General features: G+C 41.1%; 24 protein-coding genes. 9 read left to right on the top strand and 15 right to left on the bottom strand.

Annotation, left to right across the window (positions count from 1 at the left end; genetic code table 11):
- Positions 1 to 147 precede the first annotated feature (147 nt).
- The 6 genes from V7K73_RS26865 to V7K73_RS26840 form a co-directional block, all read right to left on the bottom strand.
- On the bottom strand, positions 148 to 306 hold the full coding sequence (locus V7K73_RS26865; protein WP_334884687.1) for a hypothetical protein: 159 nt from the start codon (positions 304 to 306) through the stop codon (positions 148 to 150).
- 239 nt (positions 307 to 545) lie between these two features.
- Positions 546 to 764 carry a hypothetical protein gene (locus tag V7K73_RS26860; protein WP_334884685.1) on the bottom strand — a complete coding sequence of 73 codons (219 nt, stop codon included), beginning with the start codon at positions 762 to 764 and terminating at the stop codon, positions 546 to 548.
- 289 nt (positions 765 to 1053) lie between these two features.
- Positions 1054 to 1842 carry a Nif3-like dinuclear metal center hexameric protein gene (locus V7K73_RS26855; RefSeq protein WP_334884683.1) on the bottom strand — a complete coding sequence of 263 codons (789 nt, stop codon included), beginning with the start codon at positions 1840 to 1842 and terminating at the stop codon, positions 1054 to 1056.
- Positions 1843 to 1879: 37 nt separating this feature from the next.
- Positions 1880 to 2626 carry a hypothetical protein gene (locus tag V7K73_RS26850; protein ID WP_334884681.1) on the bottom strand — a complete coding sequence of 249 codons (747 nt, stop codon included), beginning with the start codon at positions 2624 to 2626 and terminating at the stop codon, positions 1880 to 1882.
- A 398-nt stretch (positions 2627 to 3024) separates the two neighbouring features.
- On the bottom strand, positions 3025 to 3438 hold the full coding sequence (locus V7K73_RS26845) for a secondary thiamine-phosphate synthase enzyme YjbQ (protein ID WP_334884741.1): 414 nt from the start codon (positions 3436 to 3438) through the stop codon (positions 3025 to 3027).
- A gap of 42 nt (positions 3439 to 3480) precedes the next feature.
- The gene (locus V7K73_RS26840; RefSeq protein WP_334884739.1) at positions 3481 to 4563 is read right to left on the bottom strand and encodes a glycosyl transferase; all 1083 of its coding nucleotides are present in this window, start codon (positions 4561 to 4563) and stop codon (positions 3481 to 3483) included.
- A gap of 756 nt (positions 4564 to 5319) precedes the next feature.
- Here V7K73_RS26840 and ispG point away from each other — a divergent pair.
- A complete protein-coding gene (ispG, locus tag V7K73_RS26835) occupies positions 5320 to 6546 on the top strand; it encodes a (E)-4-hydroxy-3-methylbut-2-enyl-diphosphate synthase (protein ID WP_334884679.1) in 1227 nt (408 codons plus the stop codon).
- A 248-nt stretch (positions 6547 to 6794) separates the two neighbouring features.
- Complete coding sequence (gene ctpC / locus V7K73_RS26830; protein WP_334884677.1) at positions 6795 to 8078, top strand: carboxyl-terminal processing protease CtpC; 1284 nt, start codon at positions 6795 to 6797, stop codon at positions 8076 to 8078.
- Between the two features lie 469 nt (positions 8079 to 8547).
- Here the strand turns inward: ctpC and V7K73_RS26825 are convergent, their stop codons facing one another.
- Entirely contained in the window at positions 8548 to 8733 is a 186-nt protein-coding gene (locus V7K73_RS26825; RefSeq protein WP_334884675.1) for a DDE transposase family protein, read from the bottom strand.
- A 257-nt stretch (positions 8734 to 8990) separates the two neighbouring features.
- Here V7K73_RS26825 and V7K73_RS26820 point away from each other — a divergent pair, with 257 nt between their 5' ends.
- A complete protein-coding gene (locus V7K73_RS26820; protein ID WP_334884673.1) occupies positions 8991 to 9497 on the top strand; it encodes a DUF6174 domain-containing protein in 507 nt (168 codons plus the stop codon).
- 420 nt (positions 9498 to 9917) lie between these two features.
- Here the strand turns inward: V7K73_RS26820 and V7K73_RS26815 are convergent, their stop codons facing one another.
- The 3 genes from V7K73_RS26815 to V7K73_RS26805 all read right to left on the bottom strand — a co-directional run bounded on the left by V7K73_RS26815 (position 9918) and on the right by V7K73_RS26805 (position 13054).
- Entirely contained in the window at positions 9918 to 10568 is a 651-nt protein-coding gene (locus tag V7K73_RS26815) for a Uma2 family endonuclease (RefSeq protein WP_334884671.1), read from the bottom strand.
- 487 nt (positions 10569 to 11055) lie between these two features.
- Positions 11056 to 11475 (bottom strand): RICIN domain-containing protein, encoded by a 420-nt coding sequence (locus tag V7K73_RS26810; RefSeq protein ID WP_334884669.1) that lies wholly within the window; start codon positions 11473 to 11475, stop codon positions 11056 to 11058.
- A gap of 682 nt (positions 11476 to 12157) precedes the next feature.
- Positions 12158 to 13054, bottom strand: coding sequence for an SPFH domain-containing protein (locus V7K73_RS26805; RefSeq protein ID WP_334884667.1), 897 nt, complete (start codon positions 13052 to 13054; stop codon positions 12158 to 12160).
- A 243-nt stretch (positions 13055 to 13297) separates the two neighbouring features.
- Here V7K73_RS26805 and V7K73_RS26800 point away from each other — a divergent pair, with 243 nt between their 5' ends.
- A complete protein-coding gene (locus V7K73_RS26800) occupies positions 13298 to 13498 on the top strand; it encodes a type II toxin-antitoxin system HicB family antitoxin (RefSeq protein WP_196518444.1) in 201 nt (66 codons plus the stop codon).
- Positions 13495 to 13698, top strand: a complete 204-nt coding sequence (locus V7K73_RS26795) for a type II toxin-antitoxin system HicA family toxin (RefSeq protein WP_292804740.1) — start codon at positions 13495 to 13497, stop codon at positions 13696 to 13698. Before V7K73_RS26800 ends, V7K73_RS26795 begins: the two co-directional genes overlap by 4 nt.
- A 91-nt stretch (positions 13699 to 13789) precedes the next feature.
- Here the strand turns inward: V7K73_RS26795 and V7K73_RS26790 are convergent, their stop codons facing one another.
- Positions 13790 to 15838, bottom strand: coding sequence for an elongation factor G (locus V7K73_RS26790; protein ID WP_334884665.1), 2049 nt, complete (start codon positions 15836 to 15838; stop codon positions 13790 to 13792).
- A 264-nt stretch (positions 15839 to 16102) separates the two neighbouring features.
- On the opposite strand from V7K73_RS26790, the gene V7K73_RS26785 reads away from it, so the two are divergent.
- From V7K73_RS26785 to V7K73_RS26775, 3 genes are all read left to right on the top strand, one after another.
- Positions 16103 to 17023 carry a tetratricopeptide repeat protein gene (locus tag V7K73_RS26785; protein ID WP_334884663.1) on the top strand — a complete coding sequence of 307 codons (921 nt, stop codon included), beginning with the start codon at positions 16103 to 16105 and terminating at the stop codon, positions 17021 to 17023.
- A gap of 88 nt (positions 17024 to 17111) precedes the next feature.
- Positions 17112 to 17660 carry a phosphate-starvation-inducible PsiE family protein gene (locus V7K73_RS26780; protein ID WP_334884661.1) on the top strand — a complete coding sequence of 183 codons (549 nt, stop codon included), beginning with the start codon at positions 17112 to 17114 and terminating at the stop codon, positions 17658 to 17660.
- A 240-nt stretch (positions 17661 to 17900) separates the two neighbouring features.
- Entirely contained in the window at positions 17901 to 18146 is a 246-nt protein-coding gene (locus V7K73_RS26775) for a hypothetical protein (RefSeq protein WP_322650065.1), read from the top strand.
- Between the two features lie 71 nt (positions 18147 to 18217).
- Here V7K73_RS26775 and V7K73_RS26770 read toward each other — a convergent pair whose 3' ends face one another.
- The 3 genes from V7K73_RS26770 to trpS form a co-directional block, all read right to left on the bottom strand.
- Positions 18218 to 19042 (bottom strand): Rpn family recombination-promoting nuclease/putative transposase, encoded by an 825-nt coding sequence (locus tag V7K73_RS26770; protein ID WP_334884659.1) that lies wholly within the window; start codon positions 19040 to 19042, stop codon positions 18218 to 18220.
- Between the two features lie 243 nt (positions 19043 to 19285).
- A complete protein-coding gene (locus V7K73_RS26765) occupies positions 19286 to 20206 on the bottom strand; it encodes a methylenetetrahydrofolate reductase (RefSeq protein ID WP_334884657.1) in 921 nt (306 codons plus the stop codon).
- 59 nt (positions 20207 to 20265) lie between these two features.
- The gene (gene trpS, locus V7K73_RS26760) at positions 20266 to 21273 is read right to left on the bottom strand and encodes a tryptophan--tRNA ligase (RefSeq protein ID WP_334884655.1); all 1008 of its coding nucleotides are present in this window, start codon (positions 21271 to 21273) and stop codon (positions 20266 to 20268) included.
- A 329-nt stretch (positions 21274 to 21602) separates the two neighbouring features.
- Between trpS and V7K73_RS26755 the strand changes: the two genes are divergently transcribed.
- Positions 21603 to 23183 (top strand): B12-binding domain-containing radical SAM protein, encoded by a 1581-nt coding sequence (locus V7K73_RS26755; protein ID WP_334884653.1) that lies wholly within the window; start codon positions 21603 to 21605, stop codon positions 23181 to 23183.
- 247 nt (positions 23184 to 23430) lie between these two features.
- Here the strand turns inward: V7K73_RS26755 and V7K73_RS26750 are convergent, their stop codons facing one another.
- Entirely contained in the window at positions 23431 to 23916 is a 486-nt protein-coding gene (locus V7K73_RS26750; RefSeq protein ID WP_334884651.1) for a CRR6 family NdhI maturation factor, read from the bottom strand.
- Positions 23917 to 24233: the final 317 nt, after the last annotated feature.

The raw sequence follows: 24233 nt of genomic DNA, 5'->3' as shown, positions 1-24233 counted from the left end.
CTTTAAGAGGTTAATTTCATTGTTGAGAACAAGCAAGCTTCATCACCCAATCCCAAGACTTGCTTGTAGTTGTCAAATATTGAGAAATTGTGGATCATAAATCAATGCTTGTTTTAGCTAATGAACTCAATCTCTTTCCGGCTCATTCTACGGAATGTCTGCTTCGTCGAAGTCAAACAATTCGGAACCTGTCGTAACCAGGTTGATATTTGCTGGTGAGTCCTTGTTACTATTATGTAATAAAGAATACTCCAAACCAATCGTTGATTGCGGTTGTTTAACTTGCCTACTTATAATCATTGGCATTGCTGGGAAGTCCGGGGACTTGGTTTTACTTTTACCCATGTGTATATGATCTTAACTCATTCTCTTGCTGACCTTGATGGTTTTCAACAATAACACCTAAATAGTTTTGATTTTTGCAGGTTTTTGCCTGATGATGGCTAAGGAAAAGGTAACGGAATAGGGGGAGAAGCTTCAGGGGCTAAGGAAATGGGGGGCTAAGGGGAAACACCAGAAAGTCACCCTTTGCTTATTTTGGAGTATCAGCAAGATTTATATGGTAGCGGAAATTCCATAAGCACGTTCGAGGAGGATGCTTCTCGTTTAATTTTACCTGCCCGAACTGCATCGTATAGGGTTGCCAGATCCGACAAATCCTCTTCCTTCCAGCATTTAGTTACTAGCACTTGATGGAGTAATCCCTCAGATTCAACACTAAGATATCCAGTTTGAAAAGCAGATTCAACGAGTGTGCGAATCATCTTGGTTAGGACAGAGTAAACAAATTGTTACGTCAAGTGTGGAACATTTCCCTCTGATAATAATTGATATGGAACATGAATATCATGTGATTATAATTACATTTAATTGGTGATTTAGATCACATCAATTGTTCACAATATAAGATTTGGGTGCATCTATCTATTTATATACGTAGAATATAGTTACAAAAAAATTAATATTAGTACTGAGATGGCGGATAATTCCACAATATTAAAAGATAGAAAAACTTTTAAAAAGTATCCCAAAAATATAGTGAAAAATAAGCAATCAAGCAAAAAACTGGCGGAAATCTTCATCCTTTTGACTTAATTGCACCCAGTCTAGGTTTAAGGACTGGAATTTTTGCACTAAGCGATCGCAAGCCGGACGTTCGGTAGCGTAATGTCCGGCATCGATTAAAATGAGATTGAGATCGCGGCTTTCTTGAAACTGATGAAACTTACAGTCAGAAGTCAGATAAGCTTGAGCACCACTTTTGGCGACAGCCCAAATGTAACTAGCGCCAGAACCACCCAAAACAGCAACTCGTGAAATTGTTTGCTGTAAATCAGTAGTTGGGGAAAAAATCAAATTAGGGGAAGCAAGTCGGGTTTGAATGGCTGCGAGTAATTCTTGTAATGTTAGAAATGGCTCTAGCAAACCAACACGACCATATCCTAATCCTGCTTGTGTCGGTACTATGGGAGTAACTTCTTTTAGTTCTAAAATTTGAGCTAAAACGTCAGCAGTACCATCTTGCACTTGGTCAAAATTGGTGTGAGCAGTGTAAATACCAATATTGTGGGTAAAGGATAACCGTACCATTTCTGCGATCGCTTCCCCAGTGCGTAAAGATTTGGGAGGAGTAAAAATCAACGGATGATGGGCAAATATCAGGTTAGCATTTTCTGCGATCGCTTCCTGCATTACTGCCAAAGTCGGTGTCAAACATACCAAAACCCGTGCTTTTTCCTGCAACACTCCTGGTTCAATCTGCCAGCCGCAATTATCCCAGCTTTCACACCAAGCGGGATTTGCCCATGCTTCAAACCAAGTAATTAAGTCAGCAATTTTCATACTATTTTCTTCAGCAATTTTTAATTTTAATTGCTAATTAGTGTTTCTGTGGTTGAATATTTAATTTTAATGCTAATTGCTGGCGCATTTCTTGGAAAGGTTTGTTCCAGACAGGGCTAGCATTCCAGTTCCACACTGCTACTGGGATAAGTTCTTCTTGAGCAAGACAAGTTAGCAGACGATATTCATCTTCTGGTTCACGAGAAAAAGTGAAGGGATTACGGTAGCCTGTGTCACATAGTTTATAAGATGTAACCTGACCATGATTAATGCGTTGTAAAAGTTCTTTCCCTTTAACGAGCAAATAATCTAAAAAAACCGGACTAAAAGGCTCTATATGTGCGCGTTTTTGTGGCTCTTTTTGTACCCATCTTGCCCAGTCGAACCCATACATAAAATCGTGAACGTAACGGAAGCGTATTTCCGTTTTACTTCCGAACATTTCTGTAAGAGAAAGCATCTTTTCACCAAAAGATTTTAAAAAAGCTATAGCACCTTCATCTGCTATTAAAGCCTGCCTAAGCATACTACTTACCAGAAAATCAAAATCCCAGAATATGTTTTCTGGGAAGTTTTGCAACTGAGTACTAACTATGCTTTCGAGAGTTTCTTGAAGGGTTATGAAGATTTCACTATCAGTGTTTTCAGGAATTAAATTTTCCAATTCTGCAAAACTGGTAATTAATGTTTTATTGGGATTAAGTGATAATAGATTAATCGACTGTTGGGCAAGTATTTTATCAATTAATTGGAAAGTATGAGTTGGTGTTACTTTTTGCTTCATAGTAATTGAAATAGCCCATACAGCTTACACTAAACATTAGTTTATATCGATACAAGGAGATTTTTAAATAATCACAAATAAACTTTACTTTTAAATTTACAAATTGACACGAATTTTTGAGCGTGGATTTGATTAGTTTTCATGGCAAAGCGATCGCGGTAAAATTTATTAGATGTATATTACCGCGAGTTTATCAGATTATACCCAAAGGGTAAGCGGGATAACTAGAGTATTTAGACTCTACAGGACTCCACCTTAAATAAATAAGTAAGTGGGTCAAATTAAATATAAAACCTCACCCTCAATCCCTCTCCGATACTTTGGAGAGGGAAGCCGGAGGCAGGGTGAGGTTTATTATATGTTTAATTACGTCTACCTACTTAAAACTTGAGAATCGCCTATCCAGAAATATGGACAACCAATTCTCTTAAATGACTGCGCTGGCGGTGTTCCCAAATATAAATTCCTTGCCAAGTTCCCAGTACTAAATGACCACGATTAATGGGGATATGTTCAGAACTGTGGGTGAGTGCGGTACGAATGTGTGCCGGCATATCATCGGGACCTTCTGCATCGTGAATGTATTTTCCCGATTCTGGGACGAGTTTTGCCATAAAGTTAGCTAAATCTACAAGAACATCGGGATCAGCATTTTCTTGGATGACTAAACTGGCTGAAGTGTGGCGTAAAAATAGAGTACAAAGACCAGTTTCAACTCCCGATTCTGCAACTGTGGCTGCAATTTTCGTAGTAATGTTGTAAAAAGATTTACCAGTGGTGGAAATTTTTAGTAGCTTTTGGTAGTGAGTCATTAGTGGAGATTCCATGATTAATTGATGGTGTTTTGAATAACTTTATTTCGTCTGTAAATAATTGAGAATAGCTTTAGCGATCGCTTCATTACCATCCTTAGCAATTGGTTCAGATTGTTTTGGCGATTGAGGTAACTTATGCAGAAAATCCCAAGTCCCTTGAAAAAATTCAGATGGGGTAATGATTTGATGCTGGTTATAATTAGTAATGCCTTCTATTAGAAAACTTGCTTCGGCAAAATCCTCACGGGGGATAGTAACAATAGGTACTCCTAATAGTGTGGCTTCAGCAAAAGTACTGTAACCAGGTTTAGAAACGACTCGCCCACAAATAGGCATAAAATCTACAGGGCGGTATTTGCGATCATTAATTTTCACTAAATTAGGTAAATCAGCGACAGATTGATCAAAGACGATAAATTGCCAATCTGGGAATTGTTGCAGGTTATCGTAGGGAATTTGCTGTAAACCCAAGCCGCCAAAGGTTAACAAAATAGTTTTTTCTACAGGTGCAGTTATTTTCCAAAGAGAACGTAAATCATCAGCAGAGTGACAGGGGGAACCGCCTGTTAAACCAACATCTGTGATATTGTTAAAAGCTTGCATTGGTTCGTGGAAGGGAAGACGAAATAAGCGATCGCACTTTGAATACCAATCACTAATCCAATCTGCAACTGCGGTAAATTCGCCTCCCCAATCTCGGTAGATAAAGTCCCAGCCAAAGTTACTCATCATCCAGCAGGGAATATTTGCACCTTTGGCAAACCCAGGAGCGAGTCCGGGAATATCTGCCAAAATGAGATTAACGCGATTTTGGCGGATAAAATTCACTTCTGAGGCAATAAGCGAATTTTGATGTTTTTTAATATCCAGCAACTTTTCTAAAGTCGCTACTTTATCCATTGTCAAACTATCGGTTTGCACCACACCCAAATCAAATGCACGGGGACGATAGATAAAATCGCCTTCTATATAGCACTCTAGCAACCAGCGCGGGGCAGTAGTTACGAGAATTAGCAGAACTTCTGGACGTAATTTTTGAATTGTCGCAGCTACAGATGCCATGCGGGTAGCATGACCAAATCCGTGGTTAGTTATGACTAAGTATAAAATTGGGCGTTCCATTTTCAAGTTAGGAGTCATTCAATTTTGGATTTTAGATTTTAGATTTTAGATTTTTACTTCAATCCAAAATCTAAAATTGGCAAAGTTAGGGGTGAAAATTATAATGAGCTTGCTCTGATGTATCTTATGTAATTAGGAAATGCTATATATTGCACCCAACTGAGAACCGCTATATTATCCGCCTGTCAATAGGATTTGAGACGCGCTCACCCTGGTAGATTTGAAAGATACAAAACTTAAATGTGCTATTTTTTACGATATTAGGACTTACGCAAAATATCTCTCAAACTCTTATTTCTCCGTGTCGCGCCAGTTGCTTCTCCCAAGGGGAGACGCGCAAGGGACAAGTCTCTTAACCCGCAAGGGCGCACTGGCTTCTCTGCGCCTAATAAGGTCAGTAGACCGAAAACTTTTGCGTAAGTCCTAAATATAATTATATTTAATTTATAGTATAAAAAAGGACAATTAATTTATAGTTAAGTATTGCAGATTAGGCTAGAGAATTACTATGACAAGAGTAGTATTTATAACTCACTAAAAGAGCGATCGCTACTCAAGCTACTCAGTTAAAATAATTTTTCAGCAATATATCTTAATAAATGAGCAAAATCTTTGAATTGCTCTTTATTTCTTTGCCTGTCTTATTTTCCTTTTTTTATATTAACCTTCCAAAAGAGCCACCACCTGTGGCAATCTGGGAAACAGAGATTTATTAAATCTGATATTTTAACCACAGCAAATTTACCTAATCAGGTTATGCAAACTCTGCCCATAGTAGATACTTCAAATACTACATCCAGCCAACCAACCTTTGATACAACTATCAAGCGGCGTAAAACCCGCCCCGTAAAGGTAGGAAATGTCACCATTGGCGGCGGCTACCCCGTTGTAGTGCAGTCAATGATTAACGAAGACACCCTTGATATCGATGGTTCCGTGGCTGGTATTCGTCGTCTGCACGAAATAGGCTGCGAAATTGTCCGTGTCACAGTGCCGAGTATGGCTCATGCTAAAGCTTTAGCAGAAATTAAACACAAATTAATTAAAACTTACCAAGACGTGCCTATTGTGGCTGATGTCCATCACAACGGACTAAAAATCGCCGTGGAAGTTGCCAAACACATAGAGAAAGTGCGGATTAATCCGGGGTTATATGTCTTTGAAAAGCCCAACGTCAATCGAACCCAGTATACTAAAACCGAATTTGACGAAATTGGCGATAAAATCCGCGAAACCTTAGAACCTCTGGTAGTTTCTTTGCGCGATCAAGGTAAATCGATGCGAATTGGGGTAAATCACGGTTCCCTCGCTGAAAGGATGCTATTTACCTACGGTGACACCCCAGAAGGCATGGTGGAATCTGCCATAGAATTCATTCGCATCTGTGAATCTCTGGATTTCCGCAACTTAGTAATTTCCATGAAAGCTTCACGAGTACCCGTGATGCTAGCCGCCTATCGCCTCATCGCCAAGCGCATGGATGAACTGGGTATGGATTACCCCCTACATTTAGGCGTTACCGAAGCCGGTGATGGCGAATACGGGCGAATTAAATCCACCGCCGGTATTGCTACCTTACTTGCTGATGGCATTGGCGATACAATTCGCGTGTCACTTACAGAAGCACCAGAAAAAGAAATTCCCGTCTGTTATAGCATTCTCCAAGCTTTGGGATTGCGAAAAACGATGGTAGAATATGTCGCTTGTCCTTCCTGTGGACGCACTTTGTTTAACCTAGAGGAAGTGCTGCACAAAGTTCGGGAAGCCACTAAACACTTAACTGGTCTTGACATAGCGGTTATGGGTTGTATTGTCAATGGCCCCGGAGAAATGGCGGATGCCGACTATGGTTATGTTGGCAAAACACCTGGTTACATTTCTTTGTATCGTGGCAGAGAGGAAATTAAAAAAGTCCCAGAAGATAAAGGTGTAGAGGAATTAATTAACCTGATTAAGGCAGATGAACGCTGGGTAGAACCGTAAGGGGTTAGGGGAGTGGGGGGAGAAATAAATTCACGCATACACGCATTCAAACATTTTATAACTTTTACCTCCTGTGCCGATCCCGATTCCCCACTCCCCACTCCCCAAAATTTTGTATAAACCATCAAGTTCGCCGGATTGTCAAGTATTTTGTTTAAATTAAGGATACATACTCGCTCTCTACAGTGGTAGCCTGTGTTAGATTGAGCATACTGACTATATATTTTCCCTCTGACGCAGCTGTCATTATGGTGATTACAAAAAGTAGGCTTGTTTTGGGTGCTACGGCAGTGACACTCTCCACGATCGCTGTTGCTAGCCTTGGTATTCATTCCCGAGGTCAGGCTTTATTTAAAGCAAGTCCTAAACAATTAGTAGATGAAGTTTGGCAAAATATATACCGCAATTACGTAGATGGCACTTTTAATCAAGTAGACTGGCAGGCTGTTCGTAAAGAATACTTAAGCAAGTCCTACAGTAATCCGCAGGAAGCGTATAAGTCCATTCGGGAAATGCTCAAAAAGCTAGAAGACCCATACACCCGGTTTATGGACCCAGAGGAATTCAAGAGTATGCAAGTGGAAACCTCTGGAGAATTGACAGGGATTGGGATCACGATTAGCCAGGATGAAAAAACCAAGCAATTGGTTGTAATTGCGCCAATCGAAGATACACCAGCTTATAAAGCTGGCGTTTTGGCAAAAGATGTCATCCTCAAAATCGACGGCAAAAATACCAAAGGAATGGATACTAATCAGGCAGTATCCATGATTAGAGGTGAAGCAGGATCGCAAGTCAGCTTAACGATTGGGCGTGACGGTCAGACAAAACAGTTTGACATCAAACGGGCGCGGATTGAAATTCATCCAGTTAAATATTCCCAAAAGAAAACTCCAGCAGGTAATCTTGGCTACATTCGCCTCAACCAGTTCAGCGCCAATGCTGGTAAAGAAATGCAAACCGCTATCAAGGATTTAGAAAGCAAAAAGGTAGCTGGATATATCCTAGATTTGCGTGGTAATCCCGGTGGCTTACTCTTCTCCAGTGTAGACATTGCCCGGATGTGGATAGATAAAGGTAAGATTGTCTCCACTGTTGAACGCCAAGGAGAGGCTGAAAAAGAAGAAGCAAACGGACGCGCCTTGACAAATAAACCGTTGGTGGTGCTGGTAGATAAAGGTTCAGCCAGTGCAAGTGAAATTCTTTCAGGGGCTTTGCAAGATAACAAGCGTGCTACTTTGGTTGGTACTCAAACCTTTGGTAAGGGACTAGTGCAATCAGTGCGTCCCTTGGAAGATGGTTCAGGATTGGCGGTAACAATTGCTCATTACTATACCCCCAACGGTACAGATATTAATCATAAAGGTATTAGTCCAGATGTGAAGGTAGATTTGACTAAAGCCCAGATGGAGGAATTGTGGCTTCATGGACGTGACAAACTCGCTACTTTAGCAGATCCCCAATTCGCTAAAGCAGTGGACGTAATAGGTAAAAAAATAGCTGCTGTGGGCGCAGCAACAGCAGAAAAATGAAGAGTGAGGAATAAAGTTAGGAGTCAATAGTGAGGAGTTAGGAATAAAGTTAGGAGTCAATAGTGAGGAGTTATAAATAAAAACCATCATTGTGAACTACCAAACTCCAAACTCCTAACTCCAAACTCCTAACTCCTAACTCCAAACTCCAAACTCCTAACTCCAAACTCCAAACTCCTAACTCCTAACTCCAAACTCCTAACTCCAAACTCCTAACTCCAAACTCCTAACTCCAAACTCCTAACTCCTAACTCCTAACTCCAAACTCCTAACTCCTAACTCCTAACTCCTAACTCCAAACTCCTAACTCCTAACTCCTAACTCCTAACTCCTAACTCCAAACTGCTAACTCCTAACTCCTAACTCCTAACTCCAAACTCCTAACTCCTAACTCCTAACTCCTAACTCCAAACTCCTAACTCCTAACTCCAAACTCCTAACTCCTAACTCCTAACTCCTAACTCCTAACTTAAACTGGTTGGCACTTTCCAGCCCTAATAAGTCCGACACGCCGAGCGATCGCTTCTTCTTGCGAATTAAAAGGCCCCCACTGTTCTATAATCTCTAGATTATCCTCTCCAACTTTGTTGCTGGAGACAATTTCGCAATTTCCAACACAACGCTTGACAATATACCAAGTTTGTGATTCATTCATACTTAAAATAAAACATTTGTTTTTTACAGTAGAGATTCTACGGCATACAGAAAATATTCTCGCGTGTATGCGATTACATCGGATCTGATTTAGCTATAGACTACACTCACTAATCAGTTCCTTACAGTCATAAATTTGCTATTTGCCCTTGTCTACGCACTGATGAATTTTAATAAAAATATAAAGTGTACTTAAATAAGTAGATCGATTAATAGATATAATACATACATAATACTTTTGAAATTCAAGGGATTCATATGCGTTTACCTATCATTATCAGTGCCGGATTATTGCTATCTTTTGGACTGAACCTACCAGTAATGTCCATATCTCCCATAGAGATAGCACAATCGCCACCGAAGAATAACTTGAATTTAAAGCAATTACAAAAGCGATTAGAATTTAATCGCCGTTTCTGGAATCAGCAAAATATTTCAAACTATAGTTATGAATTTAGCAATAGTTGCTTTTGTATAAGCGATGCTAGGGGGCCAGTAGTAATTGAAGTACGTAATGGTCAAACAACTTCCATCACTTCTGTAGCTACAGGTAAACCAGTTAATCCACAATACTTTCAAAATTACAACACAATTCCTAAACTGTTTAATGTGATTCAAGATGCTATCAACCGTAAAGCCTTCAGCCTGAATGTGCGGTATAATGCTAGATTCGGCTATCCAACTCAAATTGATATCGATTACAACAGTCAGATAGCTGATGAAGAAAAATATCTCACAATTGAGAATTTTAAGGTAATTAAATAGCCACTGCAAAGAGAAAATTAGAGATTAAGACAATAGGTATACTTACCTTAATCTTACATAAATACTTAAATTGTTATCTTGAGCGGAGCAAAACATCTGGTGAAATTCTTCTCTCCCTGCGTTCCGCTCAGAATGACATTCCTGATTTTTTGAGGTTTGCAGGCATTTAATTAAATTTCTTCTAAGAAAAAAGATTGGTATTGCTGATTAGATGTATAAATCTTGGTATAGGGATGCGAAATGTTGAGCGTAGGCGTAGCCCGTCGTAGACATCGCTCCTGACCAAGGTAGTGGTATAGTGATTTGTAGTTATCAGTTTCTAGCAACGCTCATACTGTATCATTCAAATAGCAGCAAAGTGGGAATGGGACAACTCGACCATTGGGTAGGAAATTTAGCGCGGATGGAGCAAGAATGACATTAAGTTTGGATGATTTGCTTTCTTACCCATTGACGAAATGCTCTAAGCGTTGGACTTCTACCTAAAGTTTGGCTCTGTTCGACAAACCGGGGAATTACTTCAACAATGGGCAAGTTGGGAAAAGTAAAACTAATTTCAGACTCGATATATTTGCCATCCTGAAGAATATTAATTTGTAGCTTACCATCTTCATATCGCCACAGTTCAGGAACTCGCAATGCTTCGTAAGCATCCAGTTGGGTTTTGGAAGTAACATCAACTTCAATTGCAAGGTCAGGCGGCGGGTCAACCGTCAAGTCTATTCGCTCTTTACCAATCATTTGAGCATGATTTTGAATGTAGAAAGAGTCATCCGGTTCTACACCAAAAGCCATATCTTCACGTTTAAAGGTGGTTGAGCCAAATGTTTCACAGTCAATTTCTAACTCTTCAAATAGAATTTTCACCAAATCCCCGATTATGACTTTGGCTTTCTCATGCTTTGGTAACGGCATTCTCATCTCCAAAGTTCCGTGGCTGTATGCCAATCGAGCGGTTCGATGGTCGCCAAGTTCTTCTAAAATCGCCTCAAATTCTTGCCAGCTAACATCGTGGAGTATTACTCTATGTCCCGGCGGAACACTTAATTGTCGTAATTGAAGTGTTACCATTACTTACCATTGAAATTTAAAATTGAAGCTTGCAAAAGCCATTTAGCGAGATTTTAAATCCTTAATGCGATCGCACACTGTGTCAGAATTGCTATTGTAGGCGATTATGCTTGTCATAAGTGGTATTATATGTGCTTTTGAGATGTGTAGCCAATTAGGCGATCGCCTCGAAAAGAAAACTTTCGGGTCGTGCCTGTACAGATAACCTAAGCCAGTTACAGCGCTTCCGGCTATTATGCAATGCGATTTTCCTCTTGCCCCTCTCCTATCATAGCTTTCAGATTTGAGAATGTACCTCATAGCCGCCGGAAGTGCTGTAACGTAAAGCTAACCGGGCGCGGACTGATGAAGCATAAAATGAGCAAAAGACCTAACATTGCGTTCAACCGGAGCGCAATCTTAGTCCGGATGACAACCTGCACTTCCAGCCACCATGCGGCTCACTATGGCTCACCCCTCGCTCAACGCACTGATTGTTCTTGGCGGATTAGTTCCAGTTCTGGTAGTTGCCACCGTTGCAGCCAAGGGTGTACACCGAGCCGCCGCCGTTACTGTCCAGACACAAACCGGTTGCGACGTTGATCAGGCGATTGCCGTCGCTCTCCCAGTTCTGGTAGTTGCCACCGTTGCAGCCAAGGGTGTACACCGAGCCGCCGCCGTTGCTGTCCAGACACAAACCGGTCGAGACGTTGACCAGGCGATTGCCGTCGCTCTGCCAGTTCTGGTAGTTGCCGCCGTTGCAGCCAAGGGTGTACACCATGCCGTTAGCGTTGCTGTCCAGACAGAAACCGGTCGAGACGTTCACATAGTTCTTGCTCCCCGCCGCGTCCGCAGACATGCCGATCATCATCAGTGTGGCGGCCGCAACGGCAGCGGACTTGATAACAGTCTTATTCAATTTACGCATGATTAATTTTCCTTTAAGGTAAGCTTGTTTTAATGGATAGTGATGCTCAATCTAGCTGGAATCGTCGAGTCCATTGGTGACATGTTAAGCTCATTAACCATTTATCAATAAGAAACGATTTATAAAGTAAATCTTAAGTAGTGGTGTTTCGGCTTTAGCTAACACAGCGCCATATCCAATGGTGCATTAGGCGCTCATATCATGTTTTTCGTGAGAAATCATATCCAAACATGCACCTAACATACTCTCCAGTAATTTTACTTTTACTTTATAAATAGGGTCTAAGTAATGGTGCTTAAAATTAAGTCAAAATCGGAGTCGAAAACACAAGTTTTCAGCCAGTCATCGCCTCATATTTAAAAGTATAGTTCATGCTTAGGATAGATAATTTTCAGTGTAATCACTCTTGACAAAACGAGTTATATCTTAAAGAATTCGTAATTCGTAATTCGTAATTCGTAATTCGTAATTCGTAATTCGTAATTCGTAATTCGTAATTCGTAATTCGTAATTAAGTTTTGCAATGGGGATTTTAACCCCACCACAAAACTTGCCGCTTGAGAGAAGCAGGGGACTTAAACCCACGGACAGCAGTTAAAATATTACGAATGATCGCGCATGGTAGGTGGGGTAGTTGACCTTTTTTTAATTTCGAGAAGCGACTTGACCTGATAAGGAAATTTTACGGCTTTGAAGTTGCTGTTTCTGGCTGAATCATAATAGGCACTGCGCCTTTTTCAGAACCAATAATTACAAGCTTAGAATTATTAGATTGAGCTAGCTTTTCTGTGGCTTCAATTGCTCGTAATTGTAGCACTTGGTTGGTAAGTCCACCAGAGATAATTTTTTGGGAATCAGCTATACCTTGCGCTTCAATACGCTTTCGTTCTGCCTCTTGACGCTCTTTCTCTAAAACAAATGTCATCTGCTGATTTTCTTGCTCTGTTTTGAGTTTGTTTTGAATTGCAGCTTGTAGAGTATCAGGCATTTTGACGTTTCGTAAAAGAGCTTCCTCAACAATGAAACCCAAAGCGGGTATCTCTTGGGTGAGTTGTTGATCAATTTTTTGGGCGATTTCTTGGCGTTTGGTAGAGTAAATAGCACTGGCTGGGTAGTTAGCCGTGATGGCGCGGACAGTAGAGCGGAATCTGGAAATCACCAGTTGTGTTTCATCAGTTCCAATTGTTTTATATACTGTAGCTGCCTTTTGCGGATCGAGTTTGTATTGAAGACTGACATCAAGATTTAGGCTCAAACCTTCTTGAGATGTTGCATCTACATTTTCTTTTACATCCTTAAGGCGAGTGGAAAAATTCAGCACTTTGCTAAAGGGGTTAAGCAAGTGAACACCAGGATTAAGAGTAGTTTCGGAAACTTCACCAAACAAGTTGACGACACCGACATTACCAGGCGGGACAATTACCAAAAGCCTAGAAATAGAATTGAGTACTGCAATACTGCCAATCAATATTATAATTGTGCGTATTGCTAAACGTGACCTATCATCAGATATCCTACCTGTATTGAGATAAACAAGAATTGCAATTAGGGTAGTTAAAAGAGATACTATAAAGCCCATGAGTTTTTTTTGTGTAATTAAGACGAATATACTTAATTACATAATTCCCAAAAGCTTTTATAAAACTAATATTGTTTTACACAAGTTAGTGGTTTACGAATCCTTTTATTGAAAAAAATTCCCAGCTTCTCTAACAAGTCGGGAATCTCAGCTTTGGAGCGATGCCTACGACAGGCATTGCCTACGCTACTCTCAAATGTAGTTACGCTAAGATGTACAACACGACACTACAACAGATTGATCATGAAAATCAAAGCCGTTATCTGGCAAGAAGACGATGTGTGGTGTGCTTCTGTACCAGCCCTACCAGGGTGTCACACATGGGGAGAAAGCTACGAAGACTTGTTAGAAATGCTTAAAGATGCGATTCAGGGTTGGCTTGAAGTTGCTAGCCAGCAGGAAGAACTTGAACCCGATAAACAGTTGATTGAAATATCCTTATGAAATCTGTTTCTGGTAAAGCCTTATGTAAAATTGTTGAACGGTATGGCTGGAACCTGAAACGGATTACTGGTAGTCACCATATTTATGCCAACAAAGGTGTCATTCTATCTATTCCTGTTCATGGCAATCGTGATTTACCCATTGGAACACTGAAAGGACTGCTGAAGGATGCAGGTCTTACTGAAGAAGATATAGACTAACAACAATTTATTGGACTTTAGTTATTAGCCCGAAACTTAAAGTTCCGGGCTAGTGTTGATTTTAGATTAATCCAAAATCTAAAATCCAAAATTACTTGCCGTTGCCGTTACCACCATTACCATTGCTGGAAATAACACGTTCGGCGAGTTTTTCTGGTACTTCTTGGAGATGGTCATATTCCCAGTGGAAGGAACCAACGCCCAAAGTGAGCGATCGCAGTTCTACAATAAAATTCTGCATCTCTGCTTGTGGCAAGTATGCAGAGATATTATCCCAGCCCGACCAATCGTTTCTGCCTTCATAGCCTAAAATTTGCCCCCGTCTACCACTCAACAGTTGCAGCACTTTCGAGGTAAATTCGCTAGGTGTGGTCACTTCCACCCGCAAAATTGGTTCTAACAGAGTAGGTTCGGCTTGGGATATTCCCGTTTGCATTGCCAATCGCGCAGCTTGTTTAAAGGCTTGTTCAGAACTATCAACGTTATGATACGAACCATTAGTCAGAGTTACCGCCAAATCCACCATTGGGAAGCCCAAAGGCCCATGTGTGAGAAATTCCCGCACGCCCATTTCCACGCCAGGTATGTACTGTTTAGGAACCACGCCGCCGACAATAGTTTCATTAAAGTTGAAACCTGTACCGCGTGGTAAAGGCTTGATGTCGAGAAAAACATCACCAAACTGTCCGTGACCACCGCTTTGATGTTTGTAGCGCCCATGAATTGAAGCCACTGTTTTGCGGATGGTTTCTTTGTAAGGTACTTGCGGTAAGTGGGTTGTCATTGGCAAATTATATTTGCGGCGCAGTCTATCTAGGGCGACTTGTAAATGAATCTCGCCTTGACCCCACAAGATAACTTCGTGGGTATCGCCGTGTTGTTCCCAAGCAAGTGAACAGTCTTCTTCTAATAACTTGGCGATCGCACCGCTAAGTTTTACTTCATCGTTGCGCTTTTCTGGTGTAATGGCGAGAGCATACACTGGTTCCAACTCTACAGCTTTGGGTAATTTTATTGCCGACTGCTGTTCTGTGGAGATTGTATCGCCTGTCTTGATTCCTTCTAAACGGCTCAATGCGACAATTTCACCTGCACTAACTTGGTTAACTGACTGCTGTTGCTGTCCCATGAGGCGGTAAATTCCCCCAGTGCGAATGCCATTGAGGACAATACCATCAGTTAATTTACCCCGCCAAACACGCACCAAGGAAAGTTTGCCACCTTGGGGAGTGTAGTAAGTTTTTAATACCTGCGCTAGAGGTGTATCACCTTTTATGTTTTTTAAACGACGTTCTGCTGTGGTTTCTGGTTCGGGGGCTTCTCGTAACAAGGCTTCTAATAGAGGTCTAACACCATAATCTTGTTCTGCTACACCAAAGAAAACGGGGACTACTAAATCTGCCCCTAATTCCATTTTTAAATCTTTGAGGATTTCCTCTTGGGGTGGTTCGATGTCTTCTAAAAGTTCTTCGAGTAAATGGTCGTCAAAATTTGCTAAGGCTTCGAGCATTTCTGCCCGTGCTGTATGTTCTTCTTGTTTTAAACTTTCGGGGAAGGGGATGGGGTCAGCAGGTGCGCCTGGGTGATATTGATATGCCTGTTCACTCACCATATCAATAAAGCCGGTGAGTTGTTCCCCGTTCATGATCGGATATTGATGTGCTACCAAAGGACGGCTAGATACTGCTTTCAGGGCGTGCAACGTTTCTAGAACGTGAATATTTGCCCGATCCATTTTGTTGACGAAGACGAGGTGGGGAATTTCCCAATCGTCCAAGAATTTAAATAGAGGCGCGAGGGTAAGGACTCTTTCGCGGATGGGTTCGCAAACTACAATTGCCGCATCCACTCCCATTAAAGCATTGTATGTTTCTTGGGCAAATTCTACACTTCCCGGACAGTCAATAAAAGTAAAGCGAATGCCGTTATACTCAGTGCTAGCGGCGCTGACTTCTACACTCATCTGGCGATCGCGCGACTCGGCAGCACTATCTCCTACTGTATTGCTGTCCTTAACACTCCCTTTGCGGGAAATGGCCCCTGTGACAAATAACAAGCTTTCTAGTAAAGTGGTTTTTCCACTTAAATAAGGCCCGACAATTGCAACATTCCGCGAACCCGATTTTACTTTTTCGTTCATAAAACCTCCCTTGCGGTAAGTTTTTCCTAACCGCATGATTCTGTATATATCAGGGATAAAAAGTGCTTCTCTGGAGTCAAAATTACCCCTTCTTTAATTTGTTATTATGCTCCTTTTAATCTAAATTTAAAAAAATTGTAGTTTGTCGTAAGATTTCTCTTAATAAAACTTAATAAAAACGGTTTTTTATGGCGAAATAAAAATTTTTGTAAAAAACTTTTTATAAAGTAAATTTAACTGAAGGTATTGCAAGTCAGAAAATCAATGGGAAAATCATTCTTTAAATATCGCATAGCCGGGTTAGTAAGTTTGATGCTGCTTGTTAGTATTTCCTTTCCCTCTGTTTCTCTATCTGCTCCCGTCCCCTCAAAGCTGGCAGAATCTAATGCTAAAACTGCTATAGACTGGTTAAACCAAGGTTTACAAGCAATTCAGGCAGGAAAGGTACAAGATGCGATCGCAGCCTTCAAACAAGCAGCTAAATTAGATCCGACATTGGCACCAGCGCACTATAATTTAGGGTTAGCATTCCGACAAACGGGACAATTGCAACCCTCTGCGGATGCATTTTATCGAGCGACGCAAGCCGATCCTAAGTTTGCGCCAGCTTTTGCTAATTTAGGTGGAGCATTGTTAGAGGGGAATAATTTACAGTTAGCTAAAGATTATTTGCAACGAGCTTTAGAACTCGATCCTAAACTCGGATTTGCCCACTATAACTTGGGGTTGTTACGAGAGCAGCAAAGAGATTGTGAAAAAGCGATCGCATCTTTTAAAAAAGCCATAGAATATAGCAAAAATGCACCAGAGCCTCCTTATCATATAGGGATGTGTTATCTCCAACAAGGTAAATTCGATCAAGCTAGAGATGCTTTTAATCAGGCAGTAAAAATTAATCCGAAGTATGCAGAAGCTTACTACAATCTCGGTTCAATTTGGTTTGGGCAACGCAAATCACAAGAGGCATTAGAGGCTTTTAGAAAATCAGCCGAAGCTAACTCTAACTATCCCAACGCTTATTATGGTGCAGGGTTAGTTTTTATGCAGTTACAGCAATATAAAGATGCAGTACAAGTATTGCAATTTGCTAGAGATTTATATCATGCTCAGAAAAATCCTCAGTGGGCGAAAAATGCCGAGCAATTGTTGCAACAAGCACAAAATTTAAATTACAAACCTCGCTGATGCACAAAAGCTTAATATTGCATAATATAAAATTATTGGGTTGACTTGGTGGTGTTGTCTGAAGTTGTCCCGATTGGAAAAAATGTACATGCAAAAGCGCCAGAAAAGTCGATTTTTATTTAGCGATCGCTGGCTTGATCGGCACTCAATTGTTCGCAACATGGAGGCTTTTCAAGACTTAATTGTGATTGTCTTGTGTTTGGGATTGTTCGCCGTCATGCTGATCCAATTGTGGGGGATAGCGATCGCCATCACGCAGCCACTAGACTATCAACATGTGACTGCAAAAATACTATTTGTGTTAATTTTAGTCGAGTTATTCCGACTATTAATGGTTTACTTGCAAGAACATAGTATCTCTGTGGGAGTGGCAGTTGAGGTAACAATTGTATCTCTACTGCGAGAAATAGTAGTTCACGGAGCGCTAGAAATTTATTGGGTTAATACGCTTGCAATTTGTGGTTTGTTATTTGTTCTAGGTGGATTACTTGTGGTATGTGCTAAAACGCCACACATGGATTGTATGAGCGCTAACACTAAGTTTTGTCCGCTTGTGTATAAGGGAGGTAGAGAACGGCAAAACGAGTTGGAATTACAGTATTCACGTCAATGTGATCAAAATCAACCGCTTGGATAAATTGTTATGAAAATGGGGAGTGGGGAGTGGGGAGTGGTGAAAAAGTATTTTCCTACTCTCCACTCCTTTGTTTGGGGCTGTATCAGGAACTTGGATGCATCTAAAATCTAAAATCTAAAATGGTATAACTTACTTTTGTAAGGTACTTCCGACGTATTGAAATATACTCTTTTTGGAAGATGAATCGCTCTTTAAGGGCGAGTATAAAGTTAATTAGAAATTCTAAAAGAGGTTTAAGCAATGACTACAAATACAGGTAACGGACAATCTCAACAAGCGATTAGCGATTTGGAATACGATTTTGTCACCGTTTTGCACAACAAGGCAGAAGCCGTTAAAGCTTACGATACCTACATTAAAGATGCAGAACAAGTAGGTTCTCAACCTTGTGTAGAGTTGTTCCAAAAATTGCGCCAATCTGATATTGAACACGCACAAGAGATTCGCCAACATCTACAACAAGTGCTGCAACACGGTAAGATGTAACCCAAGTTTTGAAGTGCGTAGGCGTAGTCTACGCACTTGCTGATTATATTAGACGCAAGCATCGCCCACTATCAGCTAGACTGATTCTGGGCTACTTGCTCTACTTGCGCCACTGTCAAATCGAGAGCCACCGCCACTTGTTCCACACTCAATCCCAATGCCAACAACCGGGGAATAGATTCTAACTTAGCTTCCTGGCGACCTTGCTGGCGACCTTGCTGGCGACCTTCTTCTAAGCCGTCTTCTTTGATTGATTGATACATCCTTGTCTTTTTAAATTCGTCGTCTATACCCAACATTTCTGCTAACTCCTCTCGGCTTAACCGGGTAAATTTGTACAACAGAATAGTCTCTATCAATTCTACAATTTGCTTGGTGGTAGTTTCATCTGCCAGTTGTTGCCTTGCTTGTAAAATCAATTCTCTACCTTTGTCAACGGCTGTCTCTTCCCTTTCGATAATTAATTTAACGATCGCAACTTGCATTGAGTTCTCACCTGTATCTAATTCATCTAGATAAATGCGTTGCACTTGTGAACTATCTAGCAGGAATTGATATGCCAGCCGATCGTCTGGATCTAAACTTCGTTGGGGATAGATGACAACAGCACGCCAAAAATTTACAGATTCGTTTTGACGCAAGTAAAGAAAGATTTCGGCAAAGAAGCGTCTATAGAAAGTTGGGTCTAATTGAAACTGGACTTCAACAAAGTAGAGGGGTTGATTTGTAGTTTCACTTGTGGGGATAAATACTCCATCAATCCTAAAAGCAGTTTCTTTTAGTTCGATTGAAACAAATTGATATGCGTTGACATTGACAGTCGTATCGCCAATTATTGCAAAAAATATGCTAGGAAAAGTTTGAAATAAGCTATAAAATATTTTGTCAGTTTGCACCTGGATTTAGTAATAGCTAAAATTGGATATTTAAAGTTTATCAACAATAGTGTAAATGCGTCTATTTTAGCATTAAAAAAGCAGATGTTTGTTTCCATCTGCTTTAATAAAAAATTTGTTAAGTAGGTAGATGTAATTAAATATAAGAAAAACCTCACCCTCAATCCCTCTCCTTAGTAAGGAGAGGGAAGCCGGAGGCGGGGTGAGGTTTTATATTTAATTTGACCCACTTACTTATCTCCTTTACATAGATACCAACTGATTAAGTGGAGCAACCCCAGCCAAATCTAAAATTGGCGCGATCGCATCTTCTCGTTTCACCGCCATAAGATGGACACCCTGGCACAATTGCCGTGCTATTTGCACTTGCTCGGCGGCTATTTTCATCCCTTCCTCAAAAGGATCTTTGGCTTTTGCCAATCTATCAATAATATGTTGGGGAATATTTACACCCGGAACACATCTATTAATAAACTGGGCATTTTTTGCCGATTTTAACAGAAATATTCCTGCCAAAATCGGTTTTTTATAGCCAGATGCAATCGTATCCATGAACTTTTCTAGACGCTCAAAATCTGTAATTAACTGACTTTGAAAAAACTGCGCTCCGGCTTCGATTTTGCGTTCAAATCGACTTTGCAAACCCGACCAACTTTTACATTGCGGATCTACTGCTGCACCAACAAATAAATCTAAGGCTCCATCAGTCAAGGGTTTCTCGTTGCAATCAACGCCTTGATTCATCTTCCGAATCAGTTGTAGCAGTCGCACGGCTTCCAAGTCAAACACTGCTTTGGCATCTGGATGATCGCCTGCTTTTACTGGGTCGCCAGTCAAAGCTAAAATGTTATGGATGCCCAAGGCATGAGCGCCCATTAAGTCAGCTTGTAAACTAATGCGGTTGCGATCGCGGCAAGCTATTTGACAAATCGGCTCTATACCATTTTGTGATAAGATCACCGACGCGATTAACGAAGACATCCGTAATACTGCGCGGCTACCATCAGTAACATTGACAGCATGAACCCTTCCCTTAAGAGTCGCCGCCATTTGAATCATGTGCGCTGGATCTCCCCCTTTCGGCGGTGCTACCTCGGCGGTAATTAGAAATTCACCTGCTTGTACAGCTTTGCGAAAGGCTGTGGGGCTATGGGTGTGATGCATAAAATTAAGAAAATTCAATTTCTTAAATGGTATAGCCAATCACACCGAAAAGGGACAAATTATAGAGGAAGAGAGTAACCTAAAGCAGTTTTTACTTGTGATAAAGTTTGATTTGCGATCGCTCTAGCTTTTTCCCCTCCATCCCGCAACACAGACTCCAAATAGCCTTTATCTTCCGTTATCGACTGATATTTTTCTTGAATTGGTTTCAAAGACTCAATTATCGTGTCTGTCAACAATGGCTTGAATTGTCCCCAACCCATATCCTGACACTCAGCGGCTACATCTTCCTTGGTTTTACCAGAAAGCAATGTATACAGCGTTAACAAATTATTACACTCTGGACGCGCTGGATCAAAAGTCAGCCCACGAATCGGATCGGTTTTGCAACGCTTAATCTTGTATTGAATCTGTTCTGGTGAATCTAGCAAACTGATTCGGCTTAACTCTGAAGGATCGGACTTCGACATTTTGCGTGTACCGTCTGCTAAACTCATCACCCTTGCCCCTTCCTTACGAATCAAAGGGTCTGGTAACTTTAGAACTGGTTGATCTGGTTTACCAAATTGGTGATTTAACCGAGATGCAATATCCCGTGTCAACTCCAAATGTTGCTTTTGGTCTTCACCCACTGGCACTTTATCAGCTTGGTAAAGCAAAATATCAGATGCCATTAGCACAGGGTAATCTAATAAGCCTGCACTCACATTTTCTGCTTGTTTAACAGCCTTTTCCTTGAACTGGATCATGTCTTGCAGCCAGTTTAGAGGTGTAATGCAGTTGAGCAACCAAGTGAGTTCACTGTGCGCCGAAACGTGGGATTGGACAAAGATAGTAGAGTGGTTTAAATCAAGACCACAAGCTAGATACAGAGCAGCAAGGGTGTAGGTATCAGCTGCCAATTGTTTTGGATCGTGTGGGACTGTAATCGCATGTAAATCAGCCACAAAAAGGTAATTTTCGTATTCGCTCTGACCTTCTACCCAGTTGCGAATGGCTCCCAAATAGTTACCTAGATGGTAATTGCCCGTTGGTTGAACTCCAGAAAGAACACGTTGCTTGCCCATAAATTTCAACTTAGTTATCTCAAATCCGCCCTAGTAAAGTGGCGATGTCTGGCGAAAAGTCGCTTTGCGCCTACACAAAACTCATTTAATTTTGACATTTTCCAGGTCAACTCGCCGTGACGGAATTAGAGATTTTAACTCAACTCGGAACAACGGTGGCAATACTGCGAAAAAATCACGTTTGCCGATGCAAATGTCTGTCTAAAGACAGATAGCGAAAGAATAGGGGTAGTGGGATTGTAGCATCATCTCTGCAATCAGTATCCAAAATACAGTTTTATCAAAAGTAAAAAATATTGCAACCAAAATTTATTTAGAGGACTATAGCAATGAAAGTACTCTTACTCTACCCTCGTTTTCCCAAAACCTTTTGGTCTTACGACGAATTTATGAAAATAGCGGGACTTAAGGCAGTTATTCCACCGCTAGGGATTCTGACTGTTGCCGCTATGCTACCAACAGACTGGGAAATTCGGTTTTATGACCGCAATGTTAACCAAGAAACAGATGCTGATTGGCAATGGTGCGATCTCGTGATTCTTTCTGCCATGCTTGCACAGAAAGAAGACTTTCTTGCCCAAATTCACAAAGCAGCGCAACTGGGGAAAAAAGTTGCTGTGGGTGGCCCTTATCCAACCTCAGTACCAGAACCTGCTCACAAAGCAGGAGCTAACTACTTGATTTTAGATGAAGGGGAGATTACAATTCCACAGTTTTTAGATGCGATCGCCAAAGGTGAACAACAAGGAACTTTCCGCGCCCTAGAAAAACCAGATGTCAGCAAAAGCCCTATCCCTCGCTTTGATTTACTCAAACGAGATGATTACTTAATGATGGCAATCCAGTTTTCTCGCGGTTGTCCTTTTGAATGCGAATTCTGTGACATCATCAATTTATACGGTCGCAAACCACGTACCAAAGAACCAAGTCAAACCCTCGCAGAACTCCAAACCCTCTATGACTTAGGCTGGCGCGGATCTCTGTTCGTAGTTGATGATAACTTCATTGGTAATAAGCGCAATGTTAAACGTCTCTTACAAGCATTAATTCCGTGGATGCAGGAACGCAATTATCCCTTCACCTTCATGACTGAAGCTTCTGTCAATCTAGCAGAAGATACTGAGTTATTAGAATTAATGGCTAAGGCTGGTTTCTATGCTGTATTTTTGGGTATTGAAACACCAGATCAAGACAGCCTGCAAGTCACTCGCAAGTTTCAAAATACCCGCAATCCCCTTTTAGAAGCCTGTCGTAGCATCAATGAAGCTGGATTGTTAATCTATGCAGGATTTATCATTGGTTTTGATGGAGAAAAAACTGGCGCTGGAGAGCGAATTCAAGCTTTTGTTGAAGAAACCAGCATTCCTCAACCGATGCTAGGTATACTACAAGCCCTCCCCAATACTGCCCTCTGGGAAAGACTAAAAAAAGAGGAGCGATTATTAGAAGGATTTAGAGGTTTGGAGGTGGGGGATCAGAATTCCTTAATGAATTTTGTTCCTAGCCGGCCGATGGCTGAAGTTGCTAAAGAATATTTAGAGGCAATTTGGAGAATGTACGAACCCAAAAACTATCTCCGACGTTGTTTTGAACAATGCCTCAAGATTACACCTAATCCCCAACTACAGCAGACGATGTATTTTCCTCCTGGCAAAGGACTGCGACTACTTGCCCACTTGCTGTGGCGACAAGGTTGGCAACGGCGGGAAATTCGGGGTCAATTTTGGCAACAGCTTTGGATTATTTTCCGCACCAAGCCCCAATTCGTGAATATGTATTTAGGTTTATGTGCTGCTGGTGAGCATTTTTGGGAATACCGCGTTTTAGCTAGAGAGCGCATTACTGAGCAGTTAGGATTTGATCCACTGACTACGCCTATCCCCGTTGAAAAACCATTAGTCAAAATTTAACAAAAGTCTAATGGGAATACGCAATAGGGGCATAGCAATGCTTATTGCTAAACCCCTAGTGAGCATCCCAATGAGTAGCTTAAATCTTTTCCCTCACCCCCAGCCCCTCTCCCATGTTTGGGAGAGGGGAGACATAATTTTAATTCCCCTTCTCCCTTCATCTGGGATTCGGGGTTAGGGGATGAGGGCTATCAAGGTGTTTTGCACCTGACGGGATGCTCCCAACCCCTACGGCTATACCTCAGCATTAAAATATCTCAAAAAAAGCATCCTCTAATTCATAACCCAGCATTTGGGCCATAGACTTTAGCCGCGAGAGACTGGGAATATTTTGTTGTTTGAGCCAATCACCTAAAATAAAGATTTTGTGCATCAAAAATATTTCTAAGGCTTCAGGATTGTACTGAATGCCTTCTTTGGAACTGAACTGGTGTGGTACAAGCATGGCACTATAACGAGCAAATTCTCCAGCTTTCCAATCTAGTAAAAATGGCAACCAGGGGTATTTGGCATCTAGGCGCACAAACCACAGTCGCACCTCTGGAATTTCTGAGAGTTCGCGGGGATCGCCAGGTTCGAGTTGATAATTGATATCAAAGCGTAGCTGCTGTTCATGGGATGCAGCCCCATCTTGCAGCAGTTGTTCAATCACCGTTGACGCAGGCGACAGATCCAGATTGTTAATGAAGTCATTATTGAGTGCGATCGCAATTGTCTTTGATTCAGCAGCCACTTTTTTGATGCTCAACTGTAGGATCGACAATATACAGTAGCAGCTTTCAGGGATTGACGCTAGATTGACCTTTAGAAATAAATTATTTTCTAATACTTTTTTTGCTAATAATTGGTCAACTTATACAAGTTTTATACACAAGTCTGACCTTCTCTAATTTATTTGATACTTTTGCTTAGTTTTCGCTGATCATAACAAATATACATCTAGTTGCTAGCTTTGATAAGCTGTTGCGCCTTTAATTTGCACAAATAATCATTACTGGCTCGTAGTTGCGCTTTAGCGCATCTTTATCCGGATGCGCTAAAGCGCAACTA

Source organism: Nostoc sp. (assembly GCF_036916975.1).
Lineage (GTDB): Bacteria > Cyanobacteriota > Cyanobacteriia > Cyanobacteriales > Nostocaceae > Nostoc.
This window is presented reverse-complemented; position numbering and strand designations above follow the sequence as displayed.

Excerpts from the sequence above, each read along its gene's own strand:
- V7K73_RS26865 (WP_334884687.1), bottom strand. The coding sequence starts at position 306 with ATGCCAATGATTATAAGTAGGCAAGTTAAACAACCGCAATCAACGATT.
- V7K73_RS26860 (WP_334884685.1), bottom strand. The coding sequence starts at position 764 with ATGATTCGCACACTCGTTGAATCTGCTTTTCAAACTGGATATCTTAGT.
- V7K73_RS26855 (WP_334884683.1), bottom strand. The coding sequence starts at position 1,842 with ATGAAAATTGCTGACTTAATTACTTGGTTTGAAGCATGGGCAAATCCC.
- V7K73_RS26850 (WP_334884681.1), bottom strand. The coding sequence starts at position 2,626 with ATGAAGCAAAAAGTAACACCAACTCATACTTTCCAATTAATTGATAAA.
- V7K73_RS26845 (WP_334884741.1), bottom strand. The coding sequence starts at position 3,438 with ATGACTCACTACCAAAAGCTACTAAAAATTTCCACCACTGGTAAATCT.
- V7K73_RS26840 (WP_334884739.1), bottom strand. The coding sequence starts at position 4,563 with ATGGAACGCCCAATTTTATACTTAGTCATAACTAACCACGGATTTGGT.
- ispG (WP_334884679.1), top strand. The coding sequence starts at position 5,320 with ATGCAAACTCTGCCCATAGTAGATACTTCAAATACTACATCCAGCCAA.
- ctpC (WP_334884677.1), top strand. The coding sequence starts at position 6,795 with ATGGTGATTACAAAAAGTAGGCTTGTTTTGGGTGCTACGGCAGTGACA.
- V7K73_RS26825 (WP_334884675.1), bottom strand. The coding sequence starts at position 8,733 with ATGAATGAATCACAAACTTGGTATATTGTCAAGCGTTGTGTTGGAAAT.
- V7K73_RS26820 (WP_334884673.1), top strand. The coding sequence starts at position 8,991 with ATGCGTTTACCTATCATTATCAGTGCCGGATTATTGCTATCTTTTGGA.
- V7K73_RS26815 (WP_334884671.1), bottom strand. The coding sequence starts at position 10,568 with ATGGTAACACTTCAATTACGACAATTAAGTGTTCCGCCGGGACATAGA.
- V7K73_RS26810 (WP_334884669.1), bottom strand. The coding sequence starts at position 11,475 with ATGCGTAAATTGAATAAGACTGTTATCAAGTCCGCTGCCGTTGCGGCC.
- V7K73_RS26805 (WP_334884667.1), bottom strand. The coding sequence starts at position 13,054 with ATGGGCTTTATAGTATCTCTTTTAACTACCCTAATTGCAATTCTTGTT.
- V7K73_RS26800 (WP_196518444.1), top strand. The coding sequence starts at position 13,298 with ATGAAAATCAAAGCCGTTATCTGGCAAGAAGACGATGTGTGGTGTGCT.
- V7K73_RS26795 (WP_292804740.1), top strand. The coding sequence starts at position 13,495 with ATGAAATCTGTTTCTGGTAAAGCCTTATGTAAAATTGTTGAACGGTAT.
- V7K73_RS26790 (WP_334884665.1), bottom strand. The coding sequence starts at position 15,838 with ATGAACGAAAAAGTAAAATCGGGTTCGCGGAATGTTGCAATTGTCGGG.
- V7K73_RS26785 (WP_334884663.1), top strand. The coding sequence starts at position 16,103 with ATGGGAAAATCATTCTTTAAATATCGCATAGCCGGGTTAGTAAGTTTG.
- V7K73_RS26780 (WP_334884661.1), top strand. The coding sequence starts at position 17,112 with ATGCAAAAGCGCCAGAAAAGTCGATTTTTATTTAGCGATCGCTGGCTT.
- V7K73_RS26775 (WP_322650065.1), top strand. The coding sequence starts at position 17,901 with ATGACTACAAATACAGGTAACGGACAATCTCAACAAGCGATTAGCGAT.
- V7K73_RS26765 (WP_334884657.1), bottom strand. The coding sequence starts at position 20,206 with ATGCATCACACCCATAGCCCCACAGCCTTTCGCAAAGCTGTACAAGCA.
- trpS (WP_334884655.1), bottom strand. The coding sequence starts at position 21,273 with ATGGGCAAGCAACGTGTTCTTTCTGGAGTTCAACCAACGGGCAATTAC.
- V7K73_RS26755 (WP_334884653.1), top strand. The coding sequence starts at position 21,603 with ATGAAAGTACTCTTACTCTACCCTCGTTTTCCCAAAACCTTTTGGTCT.